This window comes from Variovorax sp. HW608 (genome assembly GCF_900090195.1).
Lineage (GTDB): Bacteria > Pseudomonadota > Gammaproteobacteria > Burkholderiales > Burkholderiaceae_C > Variovorax.
The window spans coordinates 849,507-870,771 of sequence record NZ_LT607803.1; the positions used below are offsets into that span (position 1 = coordinate 849,507).

At 69.2% G+C, this 21,265-nt stretch carries 22 protein-coding genes; 9 read left to right on the top strand and 13 right to left on the bottom strand.

Going from position 1 to position 21,265, the window contains the following annotated elements; translation table 11 throughout:
* Positions 1-27: 27 nt before the first annotated feature.
* Positions 28-1,131 carry an LLM class flavin-dependent oxidoreductase gene (locus VAR608DRAFT_RS03820; protein ID WP_088952856.1) on the top strand — a complete coding sequence of 368 codons (1,104 nt, stop codon included), beginning with the start codon at positions 28-30 and terminating at the stop codon, positions 1,129-1,131.
* Positions 1,132-1,145: 14 nt separating this feature from the next.
* Positions 1,146-2,111 (top strand): ABC transporter substrate-binding protein, encoded by a 966-nt coding sequence (locus tag VAR608DRAFT_RS03825; protein WP_088952857.1) that lies wholly within the window; start codon positions 1,146-1,148, stop codon positions 2,109-2,111.
* Between the two features lie 51 nt (positions 2,112-2,162).
* Here VAR608DRAFT_RS03825 and VAR608DRAFT_RS03830 read toward each other — a convergent pair whose 3' ends face one another.
* The 3 genes from VAR608DRAFT_RS03830 to VAR608DRAFT_RS03840 form a co-directional block, all read right to left on the bottom strand.
* The gene (locus tag VAR608DRAFT_RS03830; protein ID WP_088952858.1) at positions 2,163-3,398 is read right to left on the bottom strand and encodes an NAD(P)/FAD-dependent oxidoreductase; all 1,236 of its coding nucleotides are present in this window, start codon (positions 3,396-3,398) and stop codon (positions 2,163-2,165) included.
* Between the two features lie 18 nt (positions 3,399-3,416).
* Positions 3,417-3,770 (bottom strand): RidA family protein, encoded by a 354-nt coding sequence (locus tag VAR608DRAFT_RS03835; protein WP_088952859.1) that lies wholly within the window; start codon positions 3,768-3,770, stop codon positions 3,417-3,419.
* 107 nt (positions 3,771-3,877) lie between these two features.
* Positions 3,878-4,801 carry a LysR family transcriptional regulator gene (locus VAR608DRAFT_RS03840; RefSeq protein WP_231973202.1) on the bottom strand — a complete coding sequence of 308 codons (924 nt, stop codon included), beginning with the start codon at positions 4,799-4,801 and terminating at the stop codon, positions 3,878-3,880.
* Between the two features lie 122 nt (positions 4,802-4,923).
* Between VAR608DRAFT_RS03840 and VAR608DRAFT_RS03845 the strand changes: the two genes are divergently transcribed.
* The 6 genes from VAR608DRAFT_RS03845 to VAR608DRAFT_RS03870 all read left to right on the top strand — a co-directional run bounded on the left by VAR608DRAFT_RS03845 (position 4,924) and on the right by VAR608DRAFT_RS03870 (position 11,250).
* Entirely contained in the window at positions 4,924-5,913 is a 990-nt protein-coding gene (locus VAR608DRAFT_RS03845; protein WP_088952861.1) for a Bug family tripartite tricarboxylate transporter substrate binding protein, read from the top strand.
* 5 nt (positions 5,914-5,918) lie between these two features.
* Positions 5,919-7,463 carry an amidase gene (locus VAR608DRAFT_RS03850; RefSeq protein WP_088952862.1) on the top strand — a complete coding sequence of 515 codons (1,545 nt, stop codon included), beginning with the start codon at positions 5,919-5,921 and terminating at the stop codon, positions 7,461-7,463.
* Positions 7,464-7,485: 22 nt separating this feature from the next.
* Positions 7,486-8,811: an aspartate aminotransferase family protein gene (locus VAR608DRAFT_RS03855; protein WP_088952863.1), complete on the top strand. Its 1,326-nt coding sequence runs from the start codon at positions 7,486-7,488 to the stop codon at positions 8,809-8,811.
* A gap of 162 nt (positions 8,812-8,973) precedes the next feature.
* Positions 8,974-9,513 (top strand): hypothetical protein, encoded by a 540-nt coding sequence (locus VAR608DRAFT_RS03860; RefSeq protein WP_088952864.1) that lies wholly within the window; start codon positions 8,974-8,976, stop codon positions 9,511-9,513.
* A 4-nt stretch (positions 9,514-9,517) separates the two neighbouring features.
* Positions 9,518-10,084 (top strand): hypothetical protein, encoded by a 567-nt coding sequence (locus tag VAR608DRAFT_RS03865; RefSeq protein WP_088952865.1) that lies wholly within the window; start codon positions 9,518-9,520, stop codon positions 10,082-10,084.
* Positions 10,081-11,250 carry a PrsW family intramembrane metalloprotease gene (locus VAR608DRAFT_RS03870; RefSeq protein ID WP_088952866.1) on the top strand — a complete coding sequence of 390 codons (1,170 nt, stop codon included), beginning with the start codon at positions 10,081-10,083 and terminating at the stop codon, positions 11,248-11,250. Before VAR608DRAFT_RS03865 ends, VAR608DRAFT_RS03870 begins: the two co-directional genes overlap by 4 nt.
* 119 nt (positions 11,251-11,369) lie before the next feature.
* On the opposite strand, the gene VAR608DRAFT_RS03875 is transcribed toward VAR608DRAFT_RS03870, so the two are convergent.
* From VAR608DRAFT_RS03875 to VAR608DRAFT_RS03905, 7 genes are all read right to left on the bottom strand, one after another.
* Complete coding sequence (locus tag VAR608DRAFT_RS03875) at positions 11,370-12,293, bottom strand: alpha/beta fold hydrolase (protein WP_197700466.1); 924 nt, start codon at positions 12,291-12,293, stop codon at positions 11,370-11,372.
* A 98-nt stretch (positions 12,294-12,391) separates the two neighbouring features.
* Positions 12,392-13,102, bottom strand: coding sequence for a GntR family transcriptional regulator (locus VAR608DRAFT_RS03880; protein ID WP_088952867.1), 711 nt, complete (start codon positions 13,100-13,102; stop codon positions 12,392-12,394).
* Between the two features lie 56 nt (positions 13,103-13,158).
* Complete coding sequence (locus tag VAR608DRAFT_RS03885; RefSeq protein WP_088952868.1) at positions 13,159-13,914, bottom strand: aspartate/glutamate racemase family protein; 756 nt, start codon at positions 13,912-13,914, stop codon at positions 13,159-13,161.
* Positions 13,911-15,350 carry a dihydropyrimidinase gene (hydA, locus tag VAR608DRAFT_RS03890; RefSeq protein ID WP_088952869.1) on the bottom strand — a complete coding sequence of 480 codons (1,440 nt, stop codon included), beginning with the start codon at positions 15,348-15,350 and terminating at the stop codon, positions 13,911-13,913. Before hydA ends, VAR608DRAFT_RS03885 begins: the two co-directional genes overlap by 4 nt.
* Complete coding sequence (locus tag VAR608DRAFT_RS03895; protein ID WP_088952870.1) at positions 15,347-16,129, bottom strand: maleate cis-trans isomerase family protein; 783 nt, start codon at positions 16,127-16,129, stop codon at positions 15,347-15,349. Before VAR608DRAFT_RS03895 ends, hydA begins: the two co-directional genes overlap by 4 nt.
* Before the next feature lie 22 nt (positions 16,130-16,151).
* Positions 16,152-17,477, bottom strand: coding sequence for an MFS transporter (locus VAR608DRAFT_RS03900; RefSeq protein WP_443082913.1), 1,326 nt, complete (start codon positions 17,475-17,477; stop codon positions 16,152-16,154).
* A gap of 215 nt (positions 17,478-17,692) precedes the next feature.
* Complete coding sequence (locus VAR608DRAFT_RS03905) at positions 17,693-18,205, bottom strand: universal stress protein (RefSeq protein WP_088958584.1); 513 nt, start codon at positions 18,203-18,205, stop codon at positions 17,693-17,695.
* A gap of 60 nt (positions 18,206-18,265) precedes the next feature.
* On the opposite strand from VAR608DRAFT_RS03905, the gene VAR608DRAFT_RS03910 reads away from it, so the two are divergent.
* Positions 18,266-18,754, top strand: coding sequence for an HPF/RaiA family ribosome-associated protein (locus tag VAR608DRAFT_RS03910; protein WP_157730593.1), 489 nt, complete (start codon positions 18,266-18,268; stop codon positions 18,752-18,754).
* 31 nt (positions 18,755-18,785) lie between these two features.
* Here VAR608DRAFT_RS03910 and VAR608DRAFT_RS03915 read toward each other — a convergent pair whose 3' ends face one another.
* From VAR608DRAFT_RS03915 to VAR608DRAFT_RS03925, 3 genes are all read right to left on the bottom strand, one after another.
* A complete protein-coding gene (locus VAR608DRAFT_RS03915; RefSeq protein WP_231973205.1) occupies positions 18,786-19,706 on the bottom strand; it encodes a metallophosphoesterase in 921 nt (306 codons plus the stop codon).
* 58 nt (positions 19,707-19,764) lie between these two features.
* Positions 19,765-20,106, bottom strand: a complete 342-nt coding sequence (locus tag VAR608DRAFT_RS03920; protein WP_157730594.1) for a c-type cytochrome — start codon at positions 20,104-20,106, stop codon at positions 19,765-19,767.
* Between the two features lie 115 nt (positions 20,107-20,221).
* Positions 20,222-21,211 (bottom strand): Bug family tripartite tricarboxylate transporter substrate binding protein, encoded by a 990-nt coding sequence (locus VAR608DRAFT_RS03925; RefSeq protein WP_088952873.1) that lies wholly within the window; start codon positions 21,209-21,211, stop codon positions 20,222-20,224.
* Between the last annotated feature and the right edge of the window lie 54 nt (positions 21,212-21,265).

Consider the following 21,265-nt stretch of genomic DNA (forward strand, 5'->3'; position numbering starts at 1 on the left):
CCCCTCTCCACGCAAGGACCCGACAGCATGAGCGACATCGAATTCATCGGCATGATCCAGACCCAGAAGGTCTCCGAAATCCATCCGGCGCGCGGCCCCGCGATCGACCGCGACTACGTGCGCGCCTTCGCACAGGCGCACGAGCAGGCCGGGTTCGATCGCATCCTGGTGCCGCACCACTCCACCAGCCCCGACGCGACGTTGACCGTGGCCTACGCGGCCTCGGTGACCGAGCGAATCCACTTCATGCTGGCGCACCGGCCGGGCTTCGTCGCGCCCACGCTGGCCGCGCGCCAGTTCGCATCGCTCGACCAGTACAGCGGCGGGCGGCTCGCGGTGCACTACATCTCGGGCGGCTCCGACGACGAGCAGAGGCGCGACGGCGACTGGCTCGATCACGACCAGCGCTATGCGCGCACCGACGAGTACCTCGACGTGCTGCGCAAGGTCTGGACGGCCGAGAAGCCCTTCGACCATGAAGGCGCGCACTACCGCTTCAAGGATGCGTTCTCCGAAGTGAAGCCGTTGCAGCAGCTGAACGGCCGCCCGCATGTGCCCGTGTATTTCGGCGGCGCATCGGAAGCCGCGATTCCGGTCGCTGGCAAGCACGCCGATGTGTATGCGCTCTGGGGCGAATCGCTCGACCAGGCGCGCGAGCTCACCGGCCGCGTGCGCGCCGAAGCTGCCAGGCACGGCCGCAGCGTGCGCTTCTCGGTGTCGTTCCGTCCGATCCTCGCCGAGACCGAGGAGAAGGCCTGGGCGCGCGCCGACGGCATCCTCGCCGAGACGCGCCGCCTGCGCGTGGTGCAGGGCTTCGGTCGCGGCGGCCCGCAGCAGAGCGAAGGCGCCAGGCGCCTGCTCGCCGCCGCCGACAAGGGCACGCGCCTCGACAAGCGCCTGTGGACCGCGGTCGCGCAGGAGATCGGCGGCCGTTCGAACAGCACCGCGCTGGTGGGCACGCCCGAGCAGGTGGCCGATGCGCTGCTCGACTACCACGAGCTCGGCGTCACCACCTTCCTGATCCGCGGCTTCGATCCGCTCGAAGACGCGACCGACTATGGCCGCGAATTGATCCCGCGCACACGCGCGCTCGTCGCGGAGCGCATCGCCGCACGCCGCAAGGCCGCCTGAGGACCTGCAAGAACATGGACGCCCACACTTCGTTTTCGCGCCGCCATTTCATCGGCCACACGCTCGCAGGCGCTGCCACGCTGGCCCTGCCTTCCGCCCTGCTGCACGCGCAATCCCGCCCGCTGCTCAAGGCCGGCGACCAGAAGGGCGGCTTGCGCGCATTGCTCGAAGCAGCGGGCGGCCTCGAAGGCCTCGGCTACGACATCCAATGGTCGGAGTTTCCCGCTGCCGCGCCGCTGGCCGAGGCGCTGAACGCGGGCGCGGTGGATTCGGGCCCGATCGGCGATGCACCGCTGATCTTCGCACTCGCCGCGGGCACGCGCGTGAAGGCGATCGGCGCGAACCGGTCCGATTCGTACGGCACCGCGGTGCTCGTGCGGCCCGATTCGCCGCTCAAGACCGCGGCGGACCTCAAGGGCAAGAGCATCGCGACCAACCGCGGCTCGATCGGCCACTACGTCACGCTGAAGGCGATCACGACCGCCGGCCTGAAGCCGGAGGACGTGACCCTGCGCTTCCTCGCACCTGCCGATGCCAAGCTCGCGCTCACGCAGGGTTCGGTCGATGCATGGGCCACCTGGGAGCCCTACACCGCGCTCGCCGAAACGAGCCAGCACGCGCGCGTACTCGTGAGCGGGCGCGACCTGCTGCCGGGCCTGAGCTACCTGGCGGCCACCGATGCGGCGATCGCCGCCAAGCGGCCGCTGCTGCAGGACTTCCTGCAAAGGGTGGTGAAGGCCCAGAGCAGGTCGTTGCGGAACGTCGATGCGTATTCGGCCACGCTCGCGAAGATCATCGGCATCCCGCCCGAAGCCGCCAGGCTGCAGTTCGAGCGCCGGCAGCAGAAGTGGGTGCCGATCGACGCCCAGGTCATCGCCGACCAGCAGCGCACGGCGGACTTCTATCACCAGGTGGGGCTCATCAGGCAGGCGCTCGACGTGCGGCCGACCTTCGATCCCGGCTTCTCGATCGGCGGCTGAGCTTGCCGGCCTGCGCAGAGCACACGACCCGATGCGGGCTTCTCCGAGCGCTCAGAAGCGGCTCGCCGAATAGGGCGTCGGATCGATGAAGGGCGCCCTGCCCTCGATCATGTCCGCCATCAGGCGGCCGCTGGCCGGACCCAGCGTGAAGCCCTGGTGCGCATGGCCGAAGTTGAACCAGAGGCCCGGGTGGTTCGGCGCCGGGCCGATCACCGGCTTCATGTCCGCGGTGCAGGGTCGGTTGCCGACCCAGGGCTCGGCCTCGACCGGGCTCGGAAGATCGAGGATCTCGCGCGCCGCGGCTTCCGCCTTGGCGAGCTGGACCGGCGTGGCCGGCGCGCCGATGCGGGCGAACTCCGCACCGGTCGTGATGCGGATGCCTTGCGCCATGGGCGCGAGCACCAGGCCGCGCTCGGCATCGAGCATCGGCAGGTTGAGGCCCGGACCGCCGCGGTAGTGGCGGTGATAGCCCCGCTTGACGAACAGGGGCAGCCGATAGCCGAGCGGCGCGATCAGCGCATCCGCCCAGGGGCCGAGCGCCACGACCGCGTGGCGCGCAGAGAGCGGTCCGCCGGCCATCCGGACCTCCCATCCGCCGCCGACGGGCCGCAAGCTGGCCGCATCGGCCTCCACCAGTTGGCCGCCCAGCGCCTCGAAGCGCTTTGCATAGCGCGCCACCAGCGCGCCCGGGTCGCTCACGGACCAGGGATCGAGCCAGTGCAGCGCACCGGCCAGGCGCTGGCGCAAGCCCGGCTCAGCCCTGGCCAAAGCCTCACCGTCGAGGAGCGCATGCCGCACGCCGTACTCCTTGGCCAGCCTTGCCGCGCGCGCGGCGGCCTCCTGCATCGCGGCCGGTGTGCGAAAGACATTGAGATAGCCTTCCTTGCGCACGAGGTCGTGCGCGCCCGATTCCGCCATCAGCACCTCGTGCTCGGTCAGGCAATGCGCGATCAGGCGGCTGTAGGCCAGCGCGATCGGCGCGTAGCGCGCGGGCGCCGACGCATGCCAGTAGCGCGCCAGCCGCGGCAGCACCTCGGGCAGCGCACTGAAGTGGTAGTTGACATCGATGCCGCGCTTGAACGCGACGTCGAAGACCGCCGACCATTCGCGCGGAAAGGCATAGGGCTCGACCGCCTCGCGCTGGATGATGCCGGCGTTGCCGTAGGAGGTCTCCCGCCCGGGTGCCCGGCGGTCCACCAGCGCGACGGCGTATCCGCGCCGCGCGAGCTGCAAGGCGGTGCAGGTGCCGACCATGCCGGCGCCAAGGACGAGAACGTCGGCAGGCATGCGTGCGCCCCTTCCCGATCAGTCGCGCCCGGCCGCCGTGACCGTCACCTCGAGACGGGCGCCGGGCGCCAGCAGGCTCGCGACCACGGTGGTGCGCACCGGAAGCGGGTCGCGGAAATGCTTGCGGTACTCGGCATTGAAGGCCGCGAAATCGGCGCCATCGACCAGATGCACCGCCACCTGCACCACGTCGTCGAGGCCCAGGCCCACCGTGGCCAGCGTGCTGCCGATGCGCCGCAGCACCAGCGCGGTCTGCGCCTCGATGCCGTCGGGAATGCGGCCGTCGTCGGCAAAAGGCATCTCGCCCGACAGGAAGGCCAGGCCCTTGGCGAGGCGGATCTTCGAGAAGGGAAGCGCGGGTGCTTGGCTCATGGATGGGTTCTTTTGTGATGGCCCGCCGATTGTGAACGCTGCCGGCGTCTTTGGTTGGCAATAAATTGAAGCTTGCATTGCGCTTTTCGCAATCTACTAGCGGCGCGCTACCCTTCCCTGCGCACCGCCTCCCGCAGGTGATCGAGGAAGGCGCGGCAGGCGCCGGGCAAGGTGCGCCCGGCCATGGTCTGGATTTCGAAGTGGCGCTCGTTCATCTCGCGGTCGCGCAGCGGCACCGCAACCAGATTGCCCGTTTTCAGGCGGTTGCGCAGCGCGGCTTCGCCGCTGAGCGCGATGCCGCCGCCGGCTGCGGCGAACGAGATCGAGGCGTCGAGGCGGTTGGAGAGGAGCGCGGGCTCGCACTGCAGGCCCTGGCGGCTGCAGCTGATGTCGAACAGCTGGCGCAGCGTCGAGTAAGGCCCCGGCATCGCAATCGGATAGCCGACCAGTTGCGCCAGCGCCAGCTGCCGTCGCGAGGCGAGCGGATGGTCCTTGGCCATGATCGCCAGGATCGGCGCCGGATGCCGCAGCTCGACGTTGATCTGGCGCTCCGAGGTGGTGCTGAGCGTGACGCCGATGTCGACGTCCCCGTCGCGAACCAGATGCGGAATCTCGGCCTGCATGTGAACGTTCAGTGCGAAGCGGATGCCGGCGTACTCGCGCTGGAACTCGGCGATCAGGGTCGGCAGGAACTCGGAGGCGAAGCCCTCGGTGCTCGCGATCCGCACGATGCCGGTCTGCAGGCCGCGCAGCGCCTGGATGTCGTCGGTCACGCGCTCGATGTCCTGCCAGGCGCGCTTGGCGTGCGCGGCCAGCAGTTCCCCGGCCGCGTTGGGCACCATGCCGCGCGCCCGGCGCTCGAACAGCAGGGTGTCCAGTTCGCTTTCCAGGTGCGCGATGTGGCGGCTGACGGCCGACGGCGCGACGCTCAGGCGCTCGGCCGCGGCGGTGACGGACCCGGTGCGCACGACCTCCAGGAAGTGGCGCAATGCCGTGTCCTGCAGGACGCGCCGGTTGATGTTCTTGACCACGGGTTGACCCTTACGTGAATTGCGATTATCGCAACTAAACATTCAAATCATTCCTGTTGCTGCGAAGGGCTCACCTTCCTACGATGAGGCCTCGTCCCCGCAACCCTCACCTCACCGCCGCCATGCACACCCCGTTCCTGCGCACTTTCGGGCTCGCCGCCCTCGGCGTCTTCGGCGCCCTCGGACTCCACGCTGCCGCCCTGGCCGAAGACAGCTACCCCTCGCGGCCGATCACGATCGTCGTGCCGTTCCCGCCGGGCGGCGGCGGCGACGTCCAGACCCGGCTGCTGGCCCAGAAGATGAGCGAGAAGCTCGGCCAGACCGTGATCGTCGACAACAAGCCCGGCGCCGGCACCGCCATCGGTGCCGCCTACGTCGCCAACGCCAAGCCCGACGGCTACACGCTGCTGATGAGCTCGGCCTCCACCTATACGCTCAACCCGGCGATCCGCAAGTCGCTGCCCTACGACCCGATCAAGAGCTTCGAGCCGATCGGCATCTTCAGCCGGGTCGGGCTGGTGCTGCTGGCCAACCCCAAGGTGCCCGTGAACAACCTGAAGGAGCTGGTGGCGCTCGCCAAGGCTGCACCCGACAAGTACAGCTATGCCTCCTTCGGCGCCGGCACGAGCTCGCACTTCGCCGCCGAGATGGCGCTGCAGGCCATGGGCATCCGGCTCATGCACGTGCCGTACAAGGGCAGCGCCCCGGCCATGACCGACCTGATCGGCGGGCAGGTGCCGTTCTCGTTCGACACGGTGACCGCCGCGTTGCCGCAGATCAAGGGCGGCAAGGTCAAGGCGATCGCGATCACGACGGCCAAGCGCTCGCCGCTGCTGCCTTCGGTGCCCACCTTTGCGGAATCGGGCTATCCGGACGCGGTGCTCGACAGCTGGGGCATGGTGGCGGCGCCGCGCGGCCTGCCGCCCGCGGTGCACGCCAAGCTCGAAAAGGCACTGGCCGACACCGTCGCCGACCCCGGCGTGCGCAAGGGCTTCGCCGAACAGGGCGTGGAGGCCAGCTTCGTCGACTCGGCGAAGGCCGCTGCCCAGCTCGAAGCCGAACTGCCGCTGATGCGTGCGGTCGCGGCGCGCGCCAACATCCAGCCGGAATGAGCCGCATGAACCAAGCACCACGCACCACCGCCCTGGTCGAGCACAGCGCCGTCGCGCTGCGCCGGATGATCGCGACCCGCGAGGTCTCGCCGGTCGAACTGCTGCAGGCGTGCATCGAGCGCATCGAGGCGGTGAACCCCTATGTCAACGCCGTGACCGCGACCTGCTTCGAGCGCGCGCGCGCCGAGGCCCGCGCGGCCGAGAAGGCGGTGCTGCAGGGCGAGGCGCTCGGCCTGCTGCACGGGCTTCCCGTGGGCGTGAAGGACCTGGAGCCCACCGCCGGCCTGCTGACCACCTTCGGCTCGCCCGCCTTCCGCGCCCACGTGCCGGAGCACGACATCGAGCTCGTGGCGCGCCTGCGCCGCGCCGGCGGCATCGTCGCCGGCAAGACCAACGTGCCCGAGATGGGCGCGGGCGCGAACTCCCGCAACCCGGTGTGGGGAGCCACCGGCAACCCCTTCGATCCCAACCTGAATGCCGGCGGCTCCTCCGGCGGTTCGGCGGCCGCGCTGGCCTGCGACATGCTGCCCGTGTGCACCGGCTCGGACACCGGCGGCTCGCTGCGCATCCCGGCCTCGAAGTGCGGCGTGGTCGGTTTCCGCCCATCGCCCGGCGTGGTGCCCAGCGTGCGCAAGCTGCTGGGCTGGACCCCGATCTCGGTGGTCGGCCCGATGGGCCGCACGGTCGCGGATGCCTGCCTGCAACTCGCGGCCACGGCCGGCATGCATGCGGGCGACCCGCTGAGCCATGCGCTGGATCCGCTGGCCTTCCTCGCGCCGCCGGCGGCCGAGCTGGGGCGGCTGCGCGTCGCCTACAGCGCCGACTTCGGCTGCTGCGACGTCGACCCCGACATCCGCGCCACCTTTGCCGCCCGGATCGCCGCGATGCGGCACCTGTTCGCGCGCTGCGACGAGCTGCGCCTCGATCTCGGCGAGGTGCACCGCTGCTTCGACGTGCTGCGCGCCGAGGCCTTCGTGGCCGGCACGCGCGAGGCCTACGAGAAGGACCCCGCCAGCCTCGGCGAGAACCCGCGCGCCAACTACGAAATGGGGGCCCGCATGAGCCTGCTCGACAGCGCCTGGGCCCAGGCCGAGCAGACCCGCATCCTCGGGCGCTTCCAGGCCATCTTCGCCGACTACGACCTGGTGCTGGCACCGACCACGCCGGTCTCGCCCTTCCCGTGGACCGAGCCCTACGCGCGCGTCGTCGAGGGCAAGCCGCAGGCCAACTACTACCGCTGGCTGGCGCTGACCTACGTGACGACGCTCACCACCCATCCGGCGCTCTCGCTGCCCTGCGGCACCGACGCCAAGGGCATGCCCTTCGGGCTTCAGATCGTGGGGCCGTTCCGGGGCGACCTGCAGGTGCTGTCGGCCGCGCTGGCGATGGAACAGGCTTTTGCCGCCGACCCGGCGCTGCGCCGTCCGCGCCCCGATCTGGCGGCCCTGCGGATGCCGCAGCCGGCGCTGGACTCGATCGTCACCGCGCCGCCGCCGGCGAACTGGCGCGAGGCGGGCCCTGCCCGTGCCGAGGCCAGCTCGGTCGTCTAGATATCACCAAGCTCCGAAAACCATGGCTGCCGTCCCCACCCCCGCCCGTCCCGACCTCGACCAGGCCCTCGCCGAACTGAAGGAGCGCTTCGTCGCCGGCAACCCCGCCAGCCGCGAGCGCTTCGAGGCCCACGCGCAGTTCATGCCGGGCGCGAACAGCCGCTCGGTGCTCTTCTACGCGCCCTTTCCGCTCACGATGGCGCGCGGCGAAGGCGCCTTCCTGTGGGACCTGGACGGGCATCGCTATGACGACTTCATCGCCGAGTACACCGCCGGCGTCTATGGCCACTCGGCACCCGAGATCCGGGAAGCCGTGGCCGAGGCCATGGAGGGCGGCATCAACCTGACGGGCCACAACCTGCGCGAGGGCCGGCTGGCGCAGCTGATCTGCGAACGCTTTCCGCAGATCGAGCGCGTGCGCTTCACGAATTCGGGCACCGAGGCCAACCTGATGGCGATCACCGCGGCGCTGCGCTTCACCGGGCGTTCGCGGATCGTCGTGTTCTCGGGCGGCTACCACGGCGGCGTGCTCGGCTTCGGTGCAGAGCCCGCGCCGACCACCGTGCCGTTCGACTTCCTGGTCCTGCCCTACAACGACGAGGCGAGCCTGCGCGAGACCTTCGCGCGCGAGGGGCAGCAGATCGCCGCGGTGCTGGTCGAGCCCATGCTCGGCGCCAGCGGATGCATTCCGGGCGGGCCCGGATTCCTGCAGGCGCTGCGTTCGCTGACCCGCGAAGCCGGCGCCCTGCTGGTGATCGACGAGGTGATGACCTCGCGCCTCGCCGGGCACGGGCTGGCCGCGCTCCATGGCATCACGCCGGACCTGTGCACGCTGGGCAAGTACATCGGCGGCGGCATGCCGTTCGGCGCCTTCGGCGGCCGTGCGGACATCATGGCGCTGTTCGACCCGCGCAGCGGGCCGCTGGCGCATTCGGGCACCTTCAACAACAACGTGGTCACGATGGCGGCGGGCCATGCCGGCCTGACGCGCCTGTTCACGCCGGCCGCCGCCGACGCACTCGCGGCGCGCGGAGCGGGCCTGCGCGAGCGCCTCAACGCGCTTGGCGCCGAGGCCGGCGTCGCGCTGCAGTTCACGGGCGTGGGCTCCGTGATGAACGCGCACTTCGCAAGCGGCGAGATCCTGCGGCCCGAGGACCTCGCGGCGGTCGACGCGCGCCTGCGGCAGCTGTTCTTCTTCCATCTGCTGGCGCGCGGCATCTATGCCTCGCCGCGAGGCTTCATCGTGTTGTCGCTGCCGCTGCAGGGCGACGCCATCGCCCGCTTCGAGCAAGCCGTCGCCGAATTCCTCGAGCGCCACGGCCACCTGCTGGCTCGCCGTACGGGGTGATCACGCCCGGGTTCAGGCCCGGGTGTCGATGAGGCCAGCAAGGCCATGGTCTCTGCGATCAATGTGGATCCAGAGCGGGTTATCGGCAGCCGCGGCGAAAGTTGAAGGGCGGTCCACGACAATCCAGCCTCCAGCACCATTTCGCACACCCGGAGGAACCCCATGACCGACCCCACGCTGCCGAAGGACGAGTACGCAGCGCTCCACCACGAAGCCACGGCCTGCATGGCCGAGCTCGCCTCGCTCGAACGCGGGTGCATCATCGGCGCGGCCATCGTCTTCGCCTGGGTGGCGACCAATTCACAGTCGCTGGTGGGCTTTGCCGGACTGGTGTGGGCAGTCCCGGTTGCGGTCGCGGTGTTCGGCGGCCTGAAGGCGCTGGCCATCGGCAGGCACCTCTCGGCCCTCGGGCGCTCCCTTGAAGCACTGGAGCCCCAGGTGCGCGCCGATGGCGATCGGTGGCCCAGGCAATTCGGCCGCCGCTGGCGCACGCGCAGATGGGCCTCGGCCGCAGCGTGGCTTCTGTTCGTCGGGCTGACGGTGGCCGGCAGCCTGCTCGGCTATCTGCAGTTCCGCACCGAGTGCCCCGGGCCGCTCGCGAATGCCTGCGGCCAGGAAGACGGCAGCGGGGACGACGATCAGGAAGAGCCCAGCCTCAAGCCGGGTTCGCATCCGTCCGGAACCCGCTGGCTGGCGGGCTAGCCGCATGCCCGCGTCCGTCCCTCGCGCCGCCTATCGCACCTGGCCCGCGACGCTGGCCATCCTGCTCGCGATCACGGTCTACGTGGGCGGGCTGAAGCTGTGGGACCGCCTCACCCCCGGCACCCGCCTGCTGCCCGAAGGCGAGGCCGTGATCGCGGGACAGGCGCGCTTCGTTCCCGCCGAAGGATGGCTGATGAACGTGTCGCGCTCGCGGCCGGGCCAGACGCTCGTGCTGTTCAAGAACGGCCACACCTTCTCGGTCCGGACTTCGCGCTGGCTGGGCGGACCCGAGGGTCCGCTCGAGCGCCAGCAGCGCCTGATCGAGCGCGGGCAGCACCTGCACGTTGAGGGCGACGTTTCGGACGTCCTCACCGACTGGGGGCTTCAGGGCACGACCTTCGCCTACTACGGTCCCAAGCTCAGCGGACGTTTCTGGCTGATGGTGGATCCGGGCCGGGCCACGGTGGTGCAGGTGGACTTCTACGGCCCGAACCAGGATGCGGCGAGCGCTGCGCAGGCCCTGGACGAGGCCCGGCGCATGCTCGCCTCCATGGACCTCGAGGCCCCGTGAACCAGCCCGACCTCGCCGGCATCGACCCCTTCTTCCAGCCGACGCGCGCGGCCTTCTGGCTGCTGGCGGTGCTGCTGCTCAACGGCCTGTTCTCCATCGGGCAGTTGTTGGGCCTCGGCTTTCGCGTCGTTCCCGTGGCGGCGCTGCTGGGCCTCTTTGCATGGACGCTCTACACGCTGGGTTTCGTGGCGATGTTTCGCGCGTTGGACCTGCTCGACCAGCATCCGCCCGCAGCCTATGTCCTGGCTTTTGCCTGGGGCGGCCTGGGCGCTGCGCATCTCGCGCTGCCTGCCAACAGCGCCATCCAGAGCCTGGCCGCCAAGCTCGTCTCGCCGGAATTCGTGGCCGTCTGGGGCCCGGCGCTGGCCGGTCCGATCACCGAGGAATTCCTCAAGCTGGTCGGCGTGATCCTGCTTGTTCTGACCGCGCGCAGCCAGTTCCGCACCGACGTGTCCGTGCTCGTCGTCGGCGCCATGGCGGGACTGGGCTTCCAGGTGGTGGAGAACCTGAACTACACCGTGCGCTCGGCCATCAACTTCCCGACGGAAAGCCAGGTCCAGCCGGTCCTCTGGGACCTGCTCACGCGCGGTGTGCTCAGTGGCCTGTGGACGCATGCGGCCTACACCGCGGTGGCCTCCTACGGGCTGGCCTTGTTTCTGCTGCGTCCTGAACGCACGCGCGCCGCGCGCATCGGCATGGCATTGCTGTGCTTTGCGCTCGCATGGGCCATGCACTTCGTCTGGAACTCACCCTGGATGGAGGACTGGTTCAGCGATGACTTCGCGGGCCTGGCGCTGCTTTTGCTGGCCAAGGGCCTGCCCGTGCTGTTCGCGGTGGCGCTGATCTGGCACGCGGCCACCCGCGAGACCGGCGCCTATCTGCACACGCTGGCCGCCTCGCTCGTGCCCGAGCGCGAGTTGCTGCGCGATGACGAATGGCTGCGCCTCGGATCGCCGCTGGAGCGCTGGCGCGTGCGGCGCGACATGGGCCGTACCTACGGCCGCCGGGCCGGCCGTCTCAAGGCGCGCCTGCAGCGCGAACAGTTGCGGCTGGTGCTCAAGGCCGGCATGTACGGCCGGGGTCCGCGCACCGCGCGGCACGAGCGGGCCATCCGCCGCCTCAGGGCCAAGCTCGATACGATCACGCAGCCGGCCATCGCGGCCTGAGTCGCTGGTGACCACGGCGAAGCCACGGAGGAAAACCGGATGCACCGCACTGCCCGAAAGCTGATCGCATGGAGCCTGCTCCTGGCACAGCGTCCCAGCGCGGTTCGGCGGCCCCTGCTTCACTGCAAGGCGAGGAACTGCTTCACCGCCTTGATCGTTGCGGAAGGCGCCTCCTCCATCAGCCAGTGGCCGGAACCGGGGACCACCAGTTCCGTCACATTGGTGGCCGCGTTGCGCATCACCACCGCCTCCATGGCGCCGAACGATTTCTCGCCGCCGATGGCAAGCACCGGCATGGGCAGTTTGGTCTTCATGGATTCGGCGTTGTCATCCACGTCCTTGCGAATCGACTGGAACTGGGCGAAGGACGCCTGCATCGCGCCGGGCGCGGCGTAGAGCCGCGCATAGTGCGCGCGCGTTCCCTCGTTGACCTTCGCCGGGTCCGCGGCGAAATCGTTCCAGAAGCGATCCAGGTAGATCCGCTCCCGTCCCTTCACCAGACGCAATGCGTCCTTGCCGCCGAAGTCGAAGTGCCAGAGCGCCGGCGACCGGACGATCTGATCCCATGGCGGAATCCCCGGAACCGGGGCATCCATCACGACGAGCCGGGTGGTCTTGTCCGGGTAGCGGGCCGCATAGGCATACGCCACCATCGTGCCGATGTCGTGCCCCACGATGTCGGCCTTGTCGATCCCCAGCTTGTCCAGGACAGCGCGGATGTCGGCCGCCTGGTTCTTCTTTTCGTAGCCGCCGGCGGGCTTGGACGAAAGACCCATGCCGCGCAAGTCCGGAACGACGACAAGGTGGTCCTTGGCCAGCGCCGCGGCAAGCGGTGCCCACATGTCCCCCGTGTCGCCGAAGCCGTGGATGAGCACCACGGCCGGGCCGCTGCCGCCAATGCGAACGTGCATCGCGACGTCTTCGAGCTGGATCTGTTGCCGCTTGAAGTTCGGGGGATACGGCGCGGGTTGTGCGTGGGCGGGCAGCGCCATGGCCAGGGCCATCAGGCCGAGAGCGAGTGCGCGCTTGAGTCTGCTGAGCATGCGGGTCCCTCCAGTTTGGATTTCAACGCCCCCGGCATTCTGGGGGCTGGCGCTCTTTTCGAGAAGCCCGCGATCCAGGGAACGGATGGGACGAACGCCTACTCGCCGAGGATGCTTTCGAGATCGACCTCGTCGCTGCCCGCCTCGAGCTTGAGGCTCTCCTGGATGTGATCCAGGTGATGCAGCATGAGCGCCTCGGCCTTGCGCGCGTCCTTGCGCTTGATGGCTTCGACGATCTCTTCATGCTCATCGGCCCGGCAGCTGGTGGCCGTGGGCGCGTCGTAGAGCGAGATGATGAGGCAGGTCAGCGTCGACAGCTCGCGCATGGTGCGCGCCAGCGCCGAGTTGCCGGCCAGCTCGGCCAGAAGCTGATGGAACTCGCCCGACAGGCGCACCACGGCGCGCGCGTCGCCGCGCTGGCGCGCATCGGCTTCGAGCTCGAGGTGCCGGCGCAGGCGCTGCATCTTGAAGTCGTCGATCGTGCCGATCAGCCGGCGCAGCACGCCGGGCTCGATCAGGCGGCGCGCCTCGAAGACGTCACGCGCCTGTTCGATGGTCGGCTTGGCCACATGCGCGCCGCGCTGCGGCACCAGCTCGACGATCTGCTCGTGCGCGAGGCGGGCCAGCACCTCGCGGATCTTGGCGCGGTTGGTGTTGAAGATGGTGGCCAGCCGGTCTTCGCCGAGCTTGGTGCCCGGCGCCAACCGGTGTTCGAGGATGGCCGTCGAGATCTTCTCGGCAATGGCGTCGACGCCCTGCTCGCGGCCCGTGTTGCTTGTCTCTGCGGTTGGATTGGGTTTCTTTGACATTGCGCTTCGATCTTAGCGACGGCGCACGCGGCAGGCGAAGCCGTCGCCAGAAGGCCTCATCGCGAGGAGCGGTCCCGGGCCAGCAGGCGCGCGATGCTCTCGGGCAGGCCATGGTTCGGCTTGACCGGCGGCGGTGCGAAGCTGCCCTGCCGCGCGGGCAGCGTCCCGAGCGATACCAGCGTCTCTGCATGACACACGGCGCTCGACACGCCGTCGACCACCGGCACCGGGATGCGGTCCCGGATCGATCTTGCAAGGCCCGCGAGCGGTGCGCCCGCGATGATGATCACGTCGGCGCCGTCGTCCTGCACGGCCGACAGGCACAGCGCCTCGAGGCGCGCGGTGTGGTCTTCCTGCACGCGCCCGATGTCCTTCAGCGGGTCGTCCAGGTTGCGGATGCTCGCGAGCCGGTCACCAAGCCCGTTGGCGGCCACGCATTCGCGGTACCACGCGGTGATGCGGTGCGAGATCGCCACGATCGAGAAGCGCTTGCCGAGCAGGCAGGCGCTCATCAGCGCGGCCTCGGTGAGGCCGACCACCGGGATGTCCAGCACTTCGCGCAGGCCGTCGATGCCCGGGTCGCCGAAGGCCGCGACCACGATCGCATCGTGCTGGTCGCAGTGCTCGGCGGCGAGCGTGGCGGCGGCATAGGCGCCGATCAGCGATTCGAAGCGCGTCTCGATGTAGGCGACGCCGAACGGCGCGGTGAGCACGCTGACTTCCGTGCCCGGCGCGGCGGCGCGGCGCGCCTCGGCTTCGATGAGATCGGAAACGCTGTGGGAGGTGTTCGGATTGATCAGCAGGATCTTCATGGCGTGCCTCGCTGTTGGGGCGCCGGCAGCAAGGTGGGTCTTCCCCGGCGCAGGAATTGCCCGCGCCCGGCGCGCGGGTGGAATGTCTTGCCGTCCCACACCACTTCGCCGCGTGCCAGCGTGAGCGCGGGCCAGGCCTTCACCTCGATGCCTTCGTAGGGCGTGTAGTCGACCGCATGGTGCAGGTCGGCGTTGCGCACCTGTCGCGGCGTCGCGCTCCAGACCACGAGGTCGGCGTCGGCGCCGATCGCGATGGTTCCCTTGCGCGGATGCAGGCCGTAGGCCTTCGCCGGATTGGTCGAGGTGAGTTCGACGAAGCGGTTGATCGTGATGCGCCCGCCCTGCACGCCATGCGAGAACAAGAGCGGCAGGCGCGTCTCGATGCCCGGGATGCCGTTGGGGATGTGGCGGAACGCGACTTCCTCGCCGCCCGGCTTCTTGCCTTCGGGCGCGTCGTAGCGGAACGGCGCATGGTCGGACGAGAAGACCGTGAACAGGCCGTCGGCCAGCCCGTTCCAGATCACCTGCTGGTTGTCCTTGTTGCGCGGCGGCGGGCTGCAGACGCAGCGCGCGCCGCCGTAGCTGTCGTCGATGCCGAGGTCCTCGGCGGTGAGGAAGAGGTATTGCGGGCAGGTTTCCGCGAACACGTTCAGGCCGTGCGAGCGCGCCCAGCGGATCTGCTCGACGGCTTCCTTGCCGGAGACGTGCACGATCATGATCGGCACGTCGACGAGTTCGGACAGCGCGATCGCGCGGTGCGTGGCCTCGCGCTCGACCAGCATCGGCCGGGCATGCGCATGGAAGCGCGGCGCGGTGCGTCCGCTGGCTTCGAGGCGGCGCGTGAGCCATTCGATGCAGTCGGCGTTCTCGGCGTGGATCATCGCCATCGCGTCATGCTCGCGCGCGACCGCGAGCACATCCAGGATCTGGCCGTCGTTCAGCTTCAGATCGTCGTAGGTCATGTAGATCTTGAACGAGGTGTAGCCCTCGGCGATCAACTGCGGCAGCTCGTTCTTCAGCACGTCCTCGGTAGGGTCGCTGACGATCAGGTGAAAGGCATGGTCGACATGCGCGCGGCCTTCGGCGCGCTCGTGGTAGTCGCGCACCGCGGCGCGCAGCGACTGGCCCTTCTGCTGTGCCGCGAAGGGGATCACCGTGGTCGTGCCGCCGCAGGCGGCGGCGCGGGTGCCGGTGTCGAAATCGTCGGCCATGCGCACCGGCGCTTCCATCGGCTGGTCGAGGTGGCAGTGCGCATCGACGCCGCCCGGCGTGACGAACGCCCCGGCGGCATCGATCTCGCGCCGGCCCGCCGGCAGGCCCAGCCCGAGTTGCACGATGCGGCCTGCGGTGATGCCGATGTCGGCGTCGAAGGTGTCGCTCGCGGTGGCGACGCGCGCATTGCGCACGACGAGGTCGAAGGTCGTTGCGGTGATCATTGGGAAACCTCCGTGCTTCGCACTGCGGTGCGAGCGCCTTCGGGCGGCCGGGCGGCGCTCATTGCGAAGAGCCCTCCCCAGCCCTTGACCTTGCGGGTGTCGATACCGGTGATCTTCATGGCCTTCCACACCACGGTGGCCACCGAGTCGTAGATCGGAATGCCGAGTTCGCGCTCCAGTTCGCCCGCCAGCGGCGCACCGTGCAGGTTGGTGCACATCACGGTGATCGCGTCGGGCTTGTGCTGCGCGACCTCGCGGATCATCTTGCGCAGCGTGTCCGCATCGACCTCGGCGAACGAGAAGTTCACGGTCAGGTCGAGATGGCATTCGGCGATGCACTCGACGTCCTGCGCCGCATAGTTGGCGACGATGCGCCGCTGCACGTCCTCCACGTAGGGCGAGACCAGCCCCAGCGTGCGCGCGCCCTGCGCGGCCAGCAGCTCGTTGAGGGCCAGCACCGAGGTGGTCGCCGGAATGCCGGTCGCCTCGGTGATGCGCGCGCACAGCGCCCGGTCGCGCTCGAAGCCGAGCCAGCTCGCGGAGGTGCCGCTCCAGCAGATGACGTCGACCTTCGCGTCGGCCAGGAGCCGGGCCGCATCGAGGATCGGGCGCTCGTCGAACTGGTTCTGCGACTTGTCGCCCATCGAGATCTCGGTGACGCGGAAGCGCGAAAAGTGCGCAGTCACGCCCGGCACGCCGGCGACCATCGCGCTGGTCAAGGGCTCGAGCGCCGTGTTGGAGGACGGCGTCAAGACGCCGATGCGTTTTTGCTGGGACATTTCGCGGATCTCGAGAAGTGGACTAGACGGGGAGCTTCCTGCTGTAGTCGATGAGCAGCGTGGAGCAGACGAAGAGACCAGCACCGGCCGCGGCGAAGAGCATCAGCGCCATGAAGTAGGAACCGGTCGCCTGCACGATCAGTCCGACCACGATCGGCACGCCGATGCCCGCGACGTTGCCGCCGAGGTTCATCGTGCCGCCGAGGAAGCCGACATGCGCCCTGCGGCCGAGGATCGAAGGCACGCACCAGAACAGGCCGCACCAGCGCAGGAAGAACAGCGTGACGGAGAGCAGCACGACCACGGCGACCGGGCTCGTGATCTGCGAGACCGTGTAGATCGCGAGGGTCGCGACCACCGAGGCGATGCCGAAGAGCGTGCGCAGCACCTTGGAGGTCGAGGCACCGGCGGCCTTCCACTTGTCGGCCAGCCAGCCGCCGAACATCTCGCCGACGAAGCCCGAGAAGAACATGATGAACACCGCGCCGCCCATCTGCTTGATGTCGAAGCCGTGGACCTTCGAAAGGTAGTTGGGCATCCAGGTGAGCAGGCCGTAGAACAGTGCGTTGAAGCACATCCAGCCGAAGAACATGCCCCAGACCGAGCGGAAGCGCAGGAAGTCGAGCAGGCGGCCGCTGGCGCCCTCCGGCTCGCTGGCGGCGTCCTGGGCATGGCTGGCCTCGATGTATTTCGCCTCGGCCTCGTTCACGCCGGGATGCTCGCGCGGATGGTTGCGGATGTAGCTCCATGCGAAGAGGCCCGCGACAACCGTGCCGACGCCCGCGATGACGAAGGAGAGGCGCCACGAGCCGAGCATGGCGATCAGGCCCGAGATCAGGATCGCGCCCAGCGCGGCGCCCAGCGGCGCACCGCCGTCGAGCAGGGTCGCGCCGCGGCCGCGCTCGTTCTGCGTCATCCAGATGCCGTTGAGCTTGCCGCCCGCCGGATAGATCGGCGCCTCGGCCGCGCCCAGGCCCAGGCGCGTCAGCAACAGCGGAACCCAGCCGGTGCAGGCCGCGGCGATGGCCTGGAAGAAGCCCCAGCCGAGCGTCGCGCCGGCAATCACCACGCGCGGGCCGAAGCGGTCGGCCAGCATGCCGCCCGGGATCTGCATGAACGCATAGGTCCAGAAGAAGGCACTGAGGAGCAGGCCCTGGAGGGCCGGCCCGATGTCGAACTCTTTGGCGATCAGCGGCATGGCCACGGACAGCGAGGCGCGGTCGATGTAGTTGATCGAGATCAGGAACAACATCATCAGGAAGATCTTCCAGCGCACCTTCGAGGGCTGGAAGGCGGTGTCGGGTGCTGCGGCGGTCGCAGTCGCGCCGGCCGTCATGGTGGGTTGCATCGATTTGTCTCCTTGCGGGGGCACCGGGCGCCGGCCGCCGGAAACGAGGGTTCCGGACCGCTGGCGAGCTTGCAGCTACGGGTCGGGCCGGAATGGCCAAAGCCCCACCCGGGCTGGTGAGGCGAAATTTAGGCGTTGTCGAAATTTACGTCAACATCATTGTTGACAATTTAGTCGACATCTAGTGAAAACACCTACCGGCCGCGCCGGCGGGCTCACTCGCCGGCCGCGGCGAGGGCGGACGCGCTGGCCCGCAGCAGTTCGGCGGCGGCATCCTCCTCGTCCGGCGCACGGACCAGCAGGACCGGAACGGGCGCGACGCGCAGGATGCGTTCGGCACCGCTGCCCAGCATCAGCCGCTTCGCGCCGCGCCGTCCGTGCGTTCCCAGGACGATCAGCTCGGCGCCCCAGTCGCGTGCCTCCGCCGCGACCTTGTCCTGCACGGGACCGGGGAAGGCGTCGCACAGGCGCACCTCGGCTTCGATGCCCGCCGCCCGCGCGGTCGCCTGCGCCGCGTCGAGGATCCGGGTGGCTTCGCCGCGCAGCGACCGCAGCAGGTCGTTCGACAGGCCCGAGTCGCTGCCGAGGGCCAGCGCGAACGACAGGTCGTCGATGACATGGAACAACCGAAGGTGCCCGTGGGTCAGCTTCGCGACGCGGATGGCCTCCTCCAGGCCGCAATTCGAAGTCGCACTGCCATCGACGGGAACGAGGATTCGCTGGTACATGGCATCTCCTTCAGAGGGATAGAGATGCCTCCAGTATTCGCGCCCCTGGGCAGGCCGGCCTTGACGCAGCGCAAGCGCCCCCGGGGCGATCCGTTGCGGGTCGTGAGCAAAGACTTGCGCCAGCGCAAACTTCGGGCAGCCCGGATGCGCGATCGTATGCACATGCATTCGGAAACACACATGAACCCGCCTCCCATCATCCAGTTCGACGGCATCCCGCGCTCGCAAGCAGCCGAAGAGTTCGTTCGCTCCCGCGTGTCGCAGCTCGAGCGGCACTTCGCCGACCTCATGGGATGCCGCGTGACCCTCTCCAAGGAATCGCGACACGGGCAACCGGGCGGATTCTTCTCCGCCCGGGTCGCCGTCACGCTGCCGGGCCGGGAGCTCACCGTTTCGCACGCGCACGAGGAGGACGCCCACATCGCACTGCGAGATGCCTTCGATGCCATCCGGCGCAGGCTGGAGGACGGGCAGCAGATCCGCCGCGGCGAGGTCAAACACCACGCCGCGGTCGCGCACCGCGACGGCGAGGATGCCGTCGGCGAGTGAAGCGCCGGCCCGGCTGCCTTGCGAGGCCGCCCTACGGATCGCTGCCAGGCGCAGCGCGATGCAGCACGTGGACCGTCACTTCGGGCGGGCAGTGAAAGCGCGCATCGATGATCGAGCAGCCGCAACCCACCGACGTATAGCCCTGCATGCGCCCAAAGCGCCAAGCTCCCCGGGCCAGCCGGCGGGGCGCGGCGCAGTCCGTCAGCACGGGGATGCCGCCGGGCAGACAAATCTGGCCACCGTGCGTATGGCCGCAGAGCATCAGGTCGAAGCCGTGTGCCGCGGCGATGCGATAGGGCTCCGGCGTATGCGAAAGGAGGATCGCGCACGCATCCGGCGCCAGCCCGTTCGCCGCCCGGGCGACGTCATGCGTTCGGAAGTAGTGGGCATCGTCGATGCCGGCGATGTGCAGCTTCGCCCCGCGGCGATCGAGCGCCGAGCACTCGTTCATCAGCACCCGAACCCCGAGCTGCTCGAGTCCCGCGACGAGCGCGATGCCGTCGTGATTGCCCAGCACGGCGAACACCGGCTGCGGCAGCACCGGAACGAGCCGCCCGAGCGCCGCGAGCGCCGGCGCACATGAGCCCTGGATCCCGAACCGATAGTCGCCCGTGAGCACGCAGGCGTCGCAGACAAGGCCGCTGACCGTGGCCACCAGCGCATCCACGTAGTGCCTTCCCACATCCAGATGCAGGTCGCTCAGGTGCAGCAGCGTGCAGCCCTCGAAGGCGGCCGGCAGGCGGGCCAGATGCACCTCGTTGCGCCCGACCCGGATCCGGCGCGCGTTGCGGCGCCCCCGCGCGCGCAGACCCACGGCCGTAAGCAGGCGATGGATCAGCCGGCCTGCGGCGGGCAGATGTTCCGGGCGCAGGAAATCCTCCACGTGCCGGTAGCGATGGATGTCCTGCTCCTTCTCCATGGCGAGGCGCTGCCTGAGCGCGCCCTCGCCCATCCTTCCAGCCAACTCCGACTTCGCATCCATCTCATGCGAAGCGCGGTGTCGCGCTTCGTCAATGGCCTTCGCCCTGCACGGATCTCAGCACCACCGGAGCTCCGCCGGACGACTTGAAACCATAGTAGCGCTCGTTGAGGTACTGCGTCACCGCGCCGATGTCCTCGTCACTCCAGGAGAGCGATCCGACCCCCTGCCAGCGCGTGACCTGTGCGCGAAGGCTGTTCCAGTCCGTTGCCAGCCGGCGGTCGCGCCAATGGACCTGGGTCGTATGGCAGGCAATGCAGTGGGTGGTGTAGAGCAGCTCCCCACGCGACTGTGCCGCTGCAGGCGCATTGGGCAAAGCGATCATCGTCAACAGGACCCAAGCCGCCAATGGCGAAGTTGGCAGGAATTTCATGGCGCGTACCTCCAGGGAAGTCCAGCATCGCGCAGCGACCGCGCGACCTGTTTGACGTAGCGCAACAGCCGGTCCTCCGAGCCGGGAAGCGACGCCCCCTGGGGCCGCTCCATGGTCACTCTGCCCGGATGTTCGCCTGCTGCGCAATGGCGCGCATGCGCGGCAATTCGTCTTCGATCCGTGCCGCCACGGCGGCGGCGGGCTCCCAGGCGGGTTGCAGCCCGCTGGCGATCAGCTTGTCGCGGATTTCGGCGTCCGTCAGGGTCTCGGCGAGTGCCTTCTGCAGGTTGGTCCTTGCATCGGCCGGCAGGCCGCGCGGCGCAAAGAGCGCGAGCCAGGAATCGGCGGAGAAGCCGGCATACCCGCTTTCCGCCACCGTCGGCACGGCCGGCAGCTGCGTGGCACGCGTGGCGCCGGTGACCGCGATGGCCTTGACCTTGCCCGCCTTGAGGTGCGGCAGCGCAGCTGCCACGGTATCGATCGTGAACGGGATCTGGCCGCCGATCAGATCGGTCATGGCCGGGGCGCTCCCCTTGTAGGGTACGTGCGTCAGCTTGACGCCAACGGCCTTCCACACGAGTTCGCCTGCGAAGTGGCCCGTGGTGCCGCTGCCGAATGAGCCGTAGCTGTACTTCTCCGGCTCGCGGCGCACCGCGTCGACCAGCTGTTTCAGGTCGTCCACCGGCACGTCGCGGTTGGCAAGCAGGATCAGCGGCACACGCGCCACCATGCCGATGGGCTCGTAGCTCTTCTGCGGATCGTAGGGCAGCCTGGCGTTGAGCGCGGGATTGACGGTGAAGGTGGATCCCGAGCTGATCAGCAGCGTGTAGCCGTCGGCCGGCGCCTTGGCGACGAATGCCGCACCGACGACGGTGCCGGCTCCGCCCTTGTTCTCGACCACGACCGGCTGGCCCAGCCGGTCGCCCAGTTTCTTGCCGACCAGCCGCCCGACGATGTCGACCGCGCCTCCCGGAGGAAAGGGGACGACCAGTTGCACAGGCCTGGAGGGATAGCCCTGGGCCTGTGCCATGGGCCATGTCCCCATTCCGGCCACCGCCGCCACCAAGGCGGCGCATGCGTGCCTGCGCGGCATGTACTTCGTCATCTCGGGGCTCCTCGAGGTCAGATCAAGGCCAGGGACAACAGCTGGTTCAGCTGC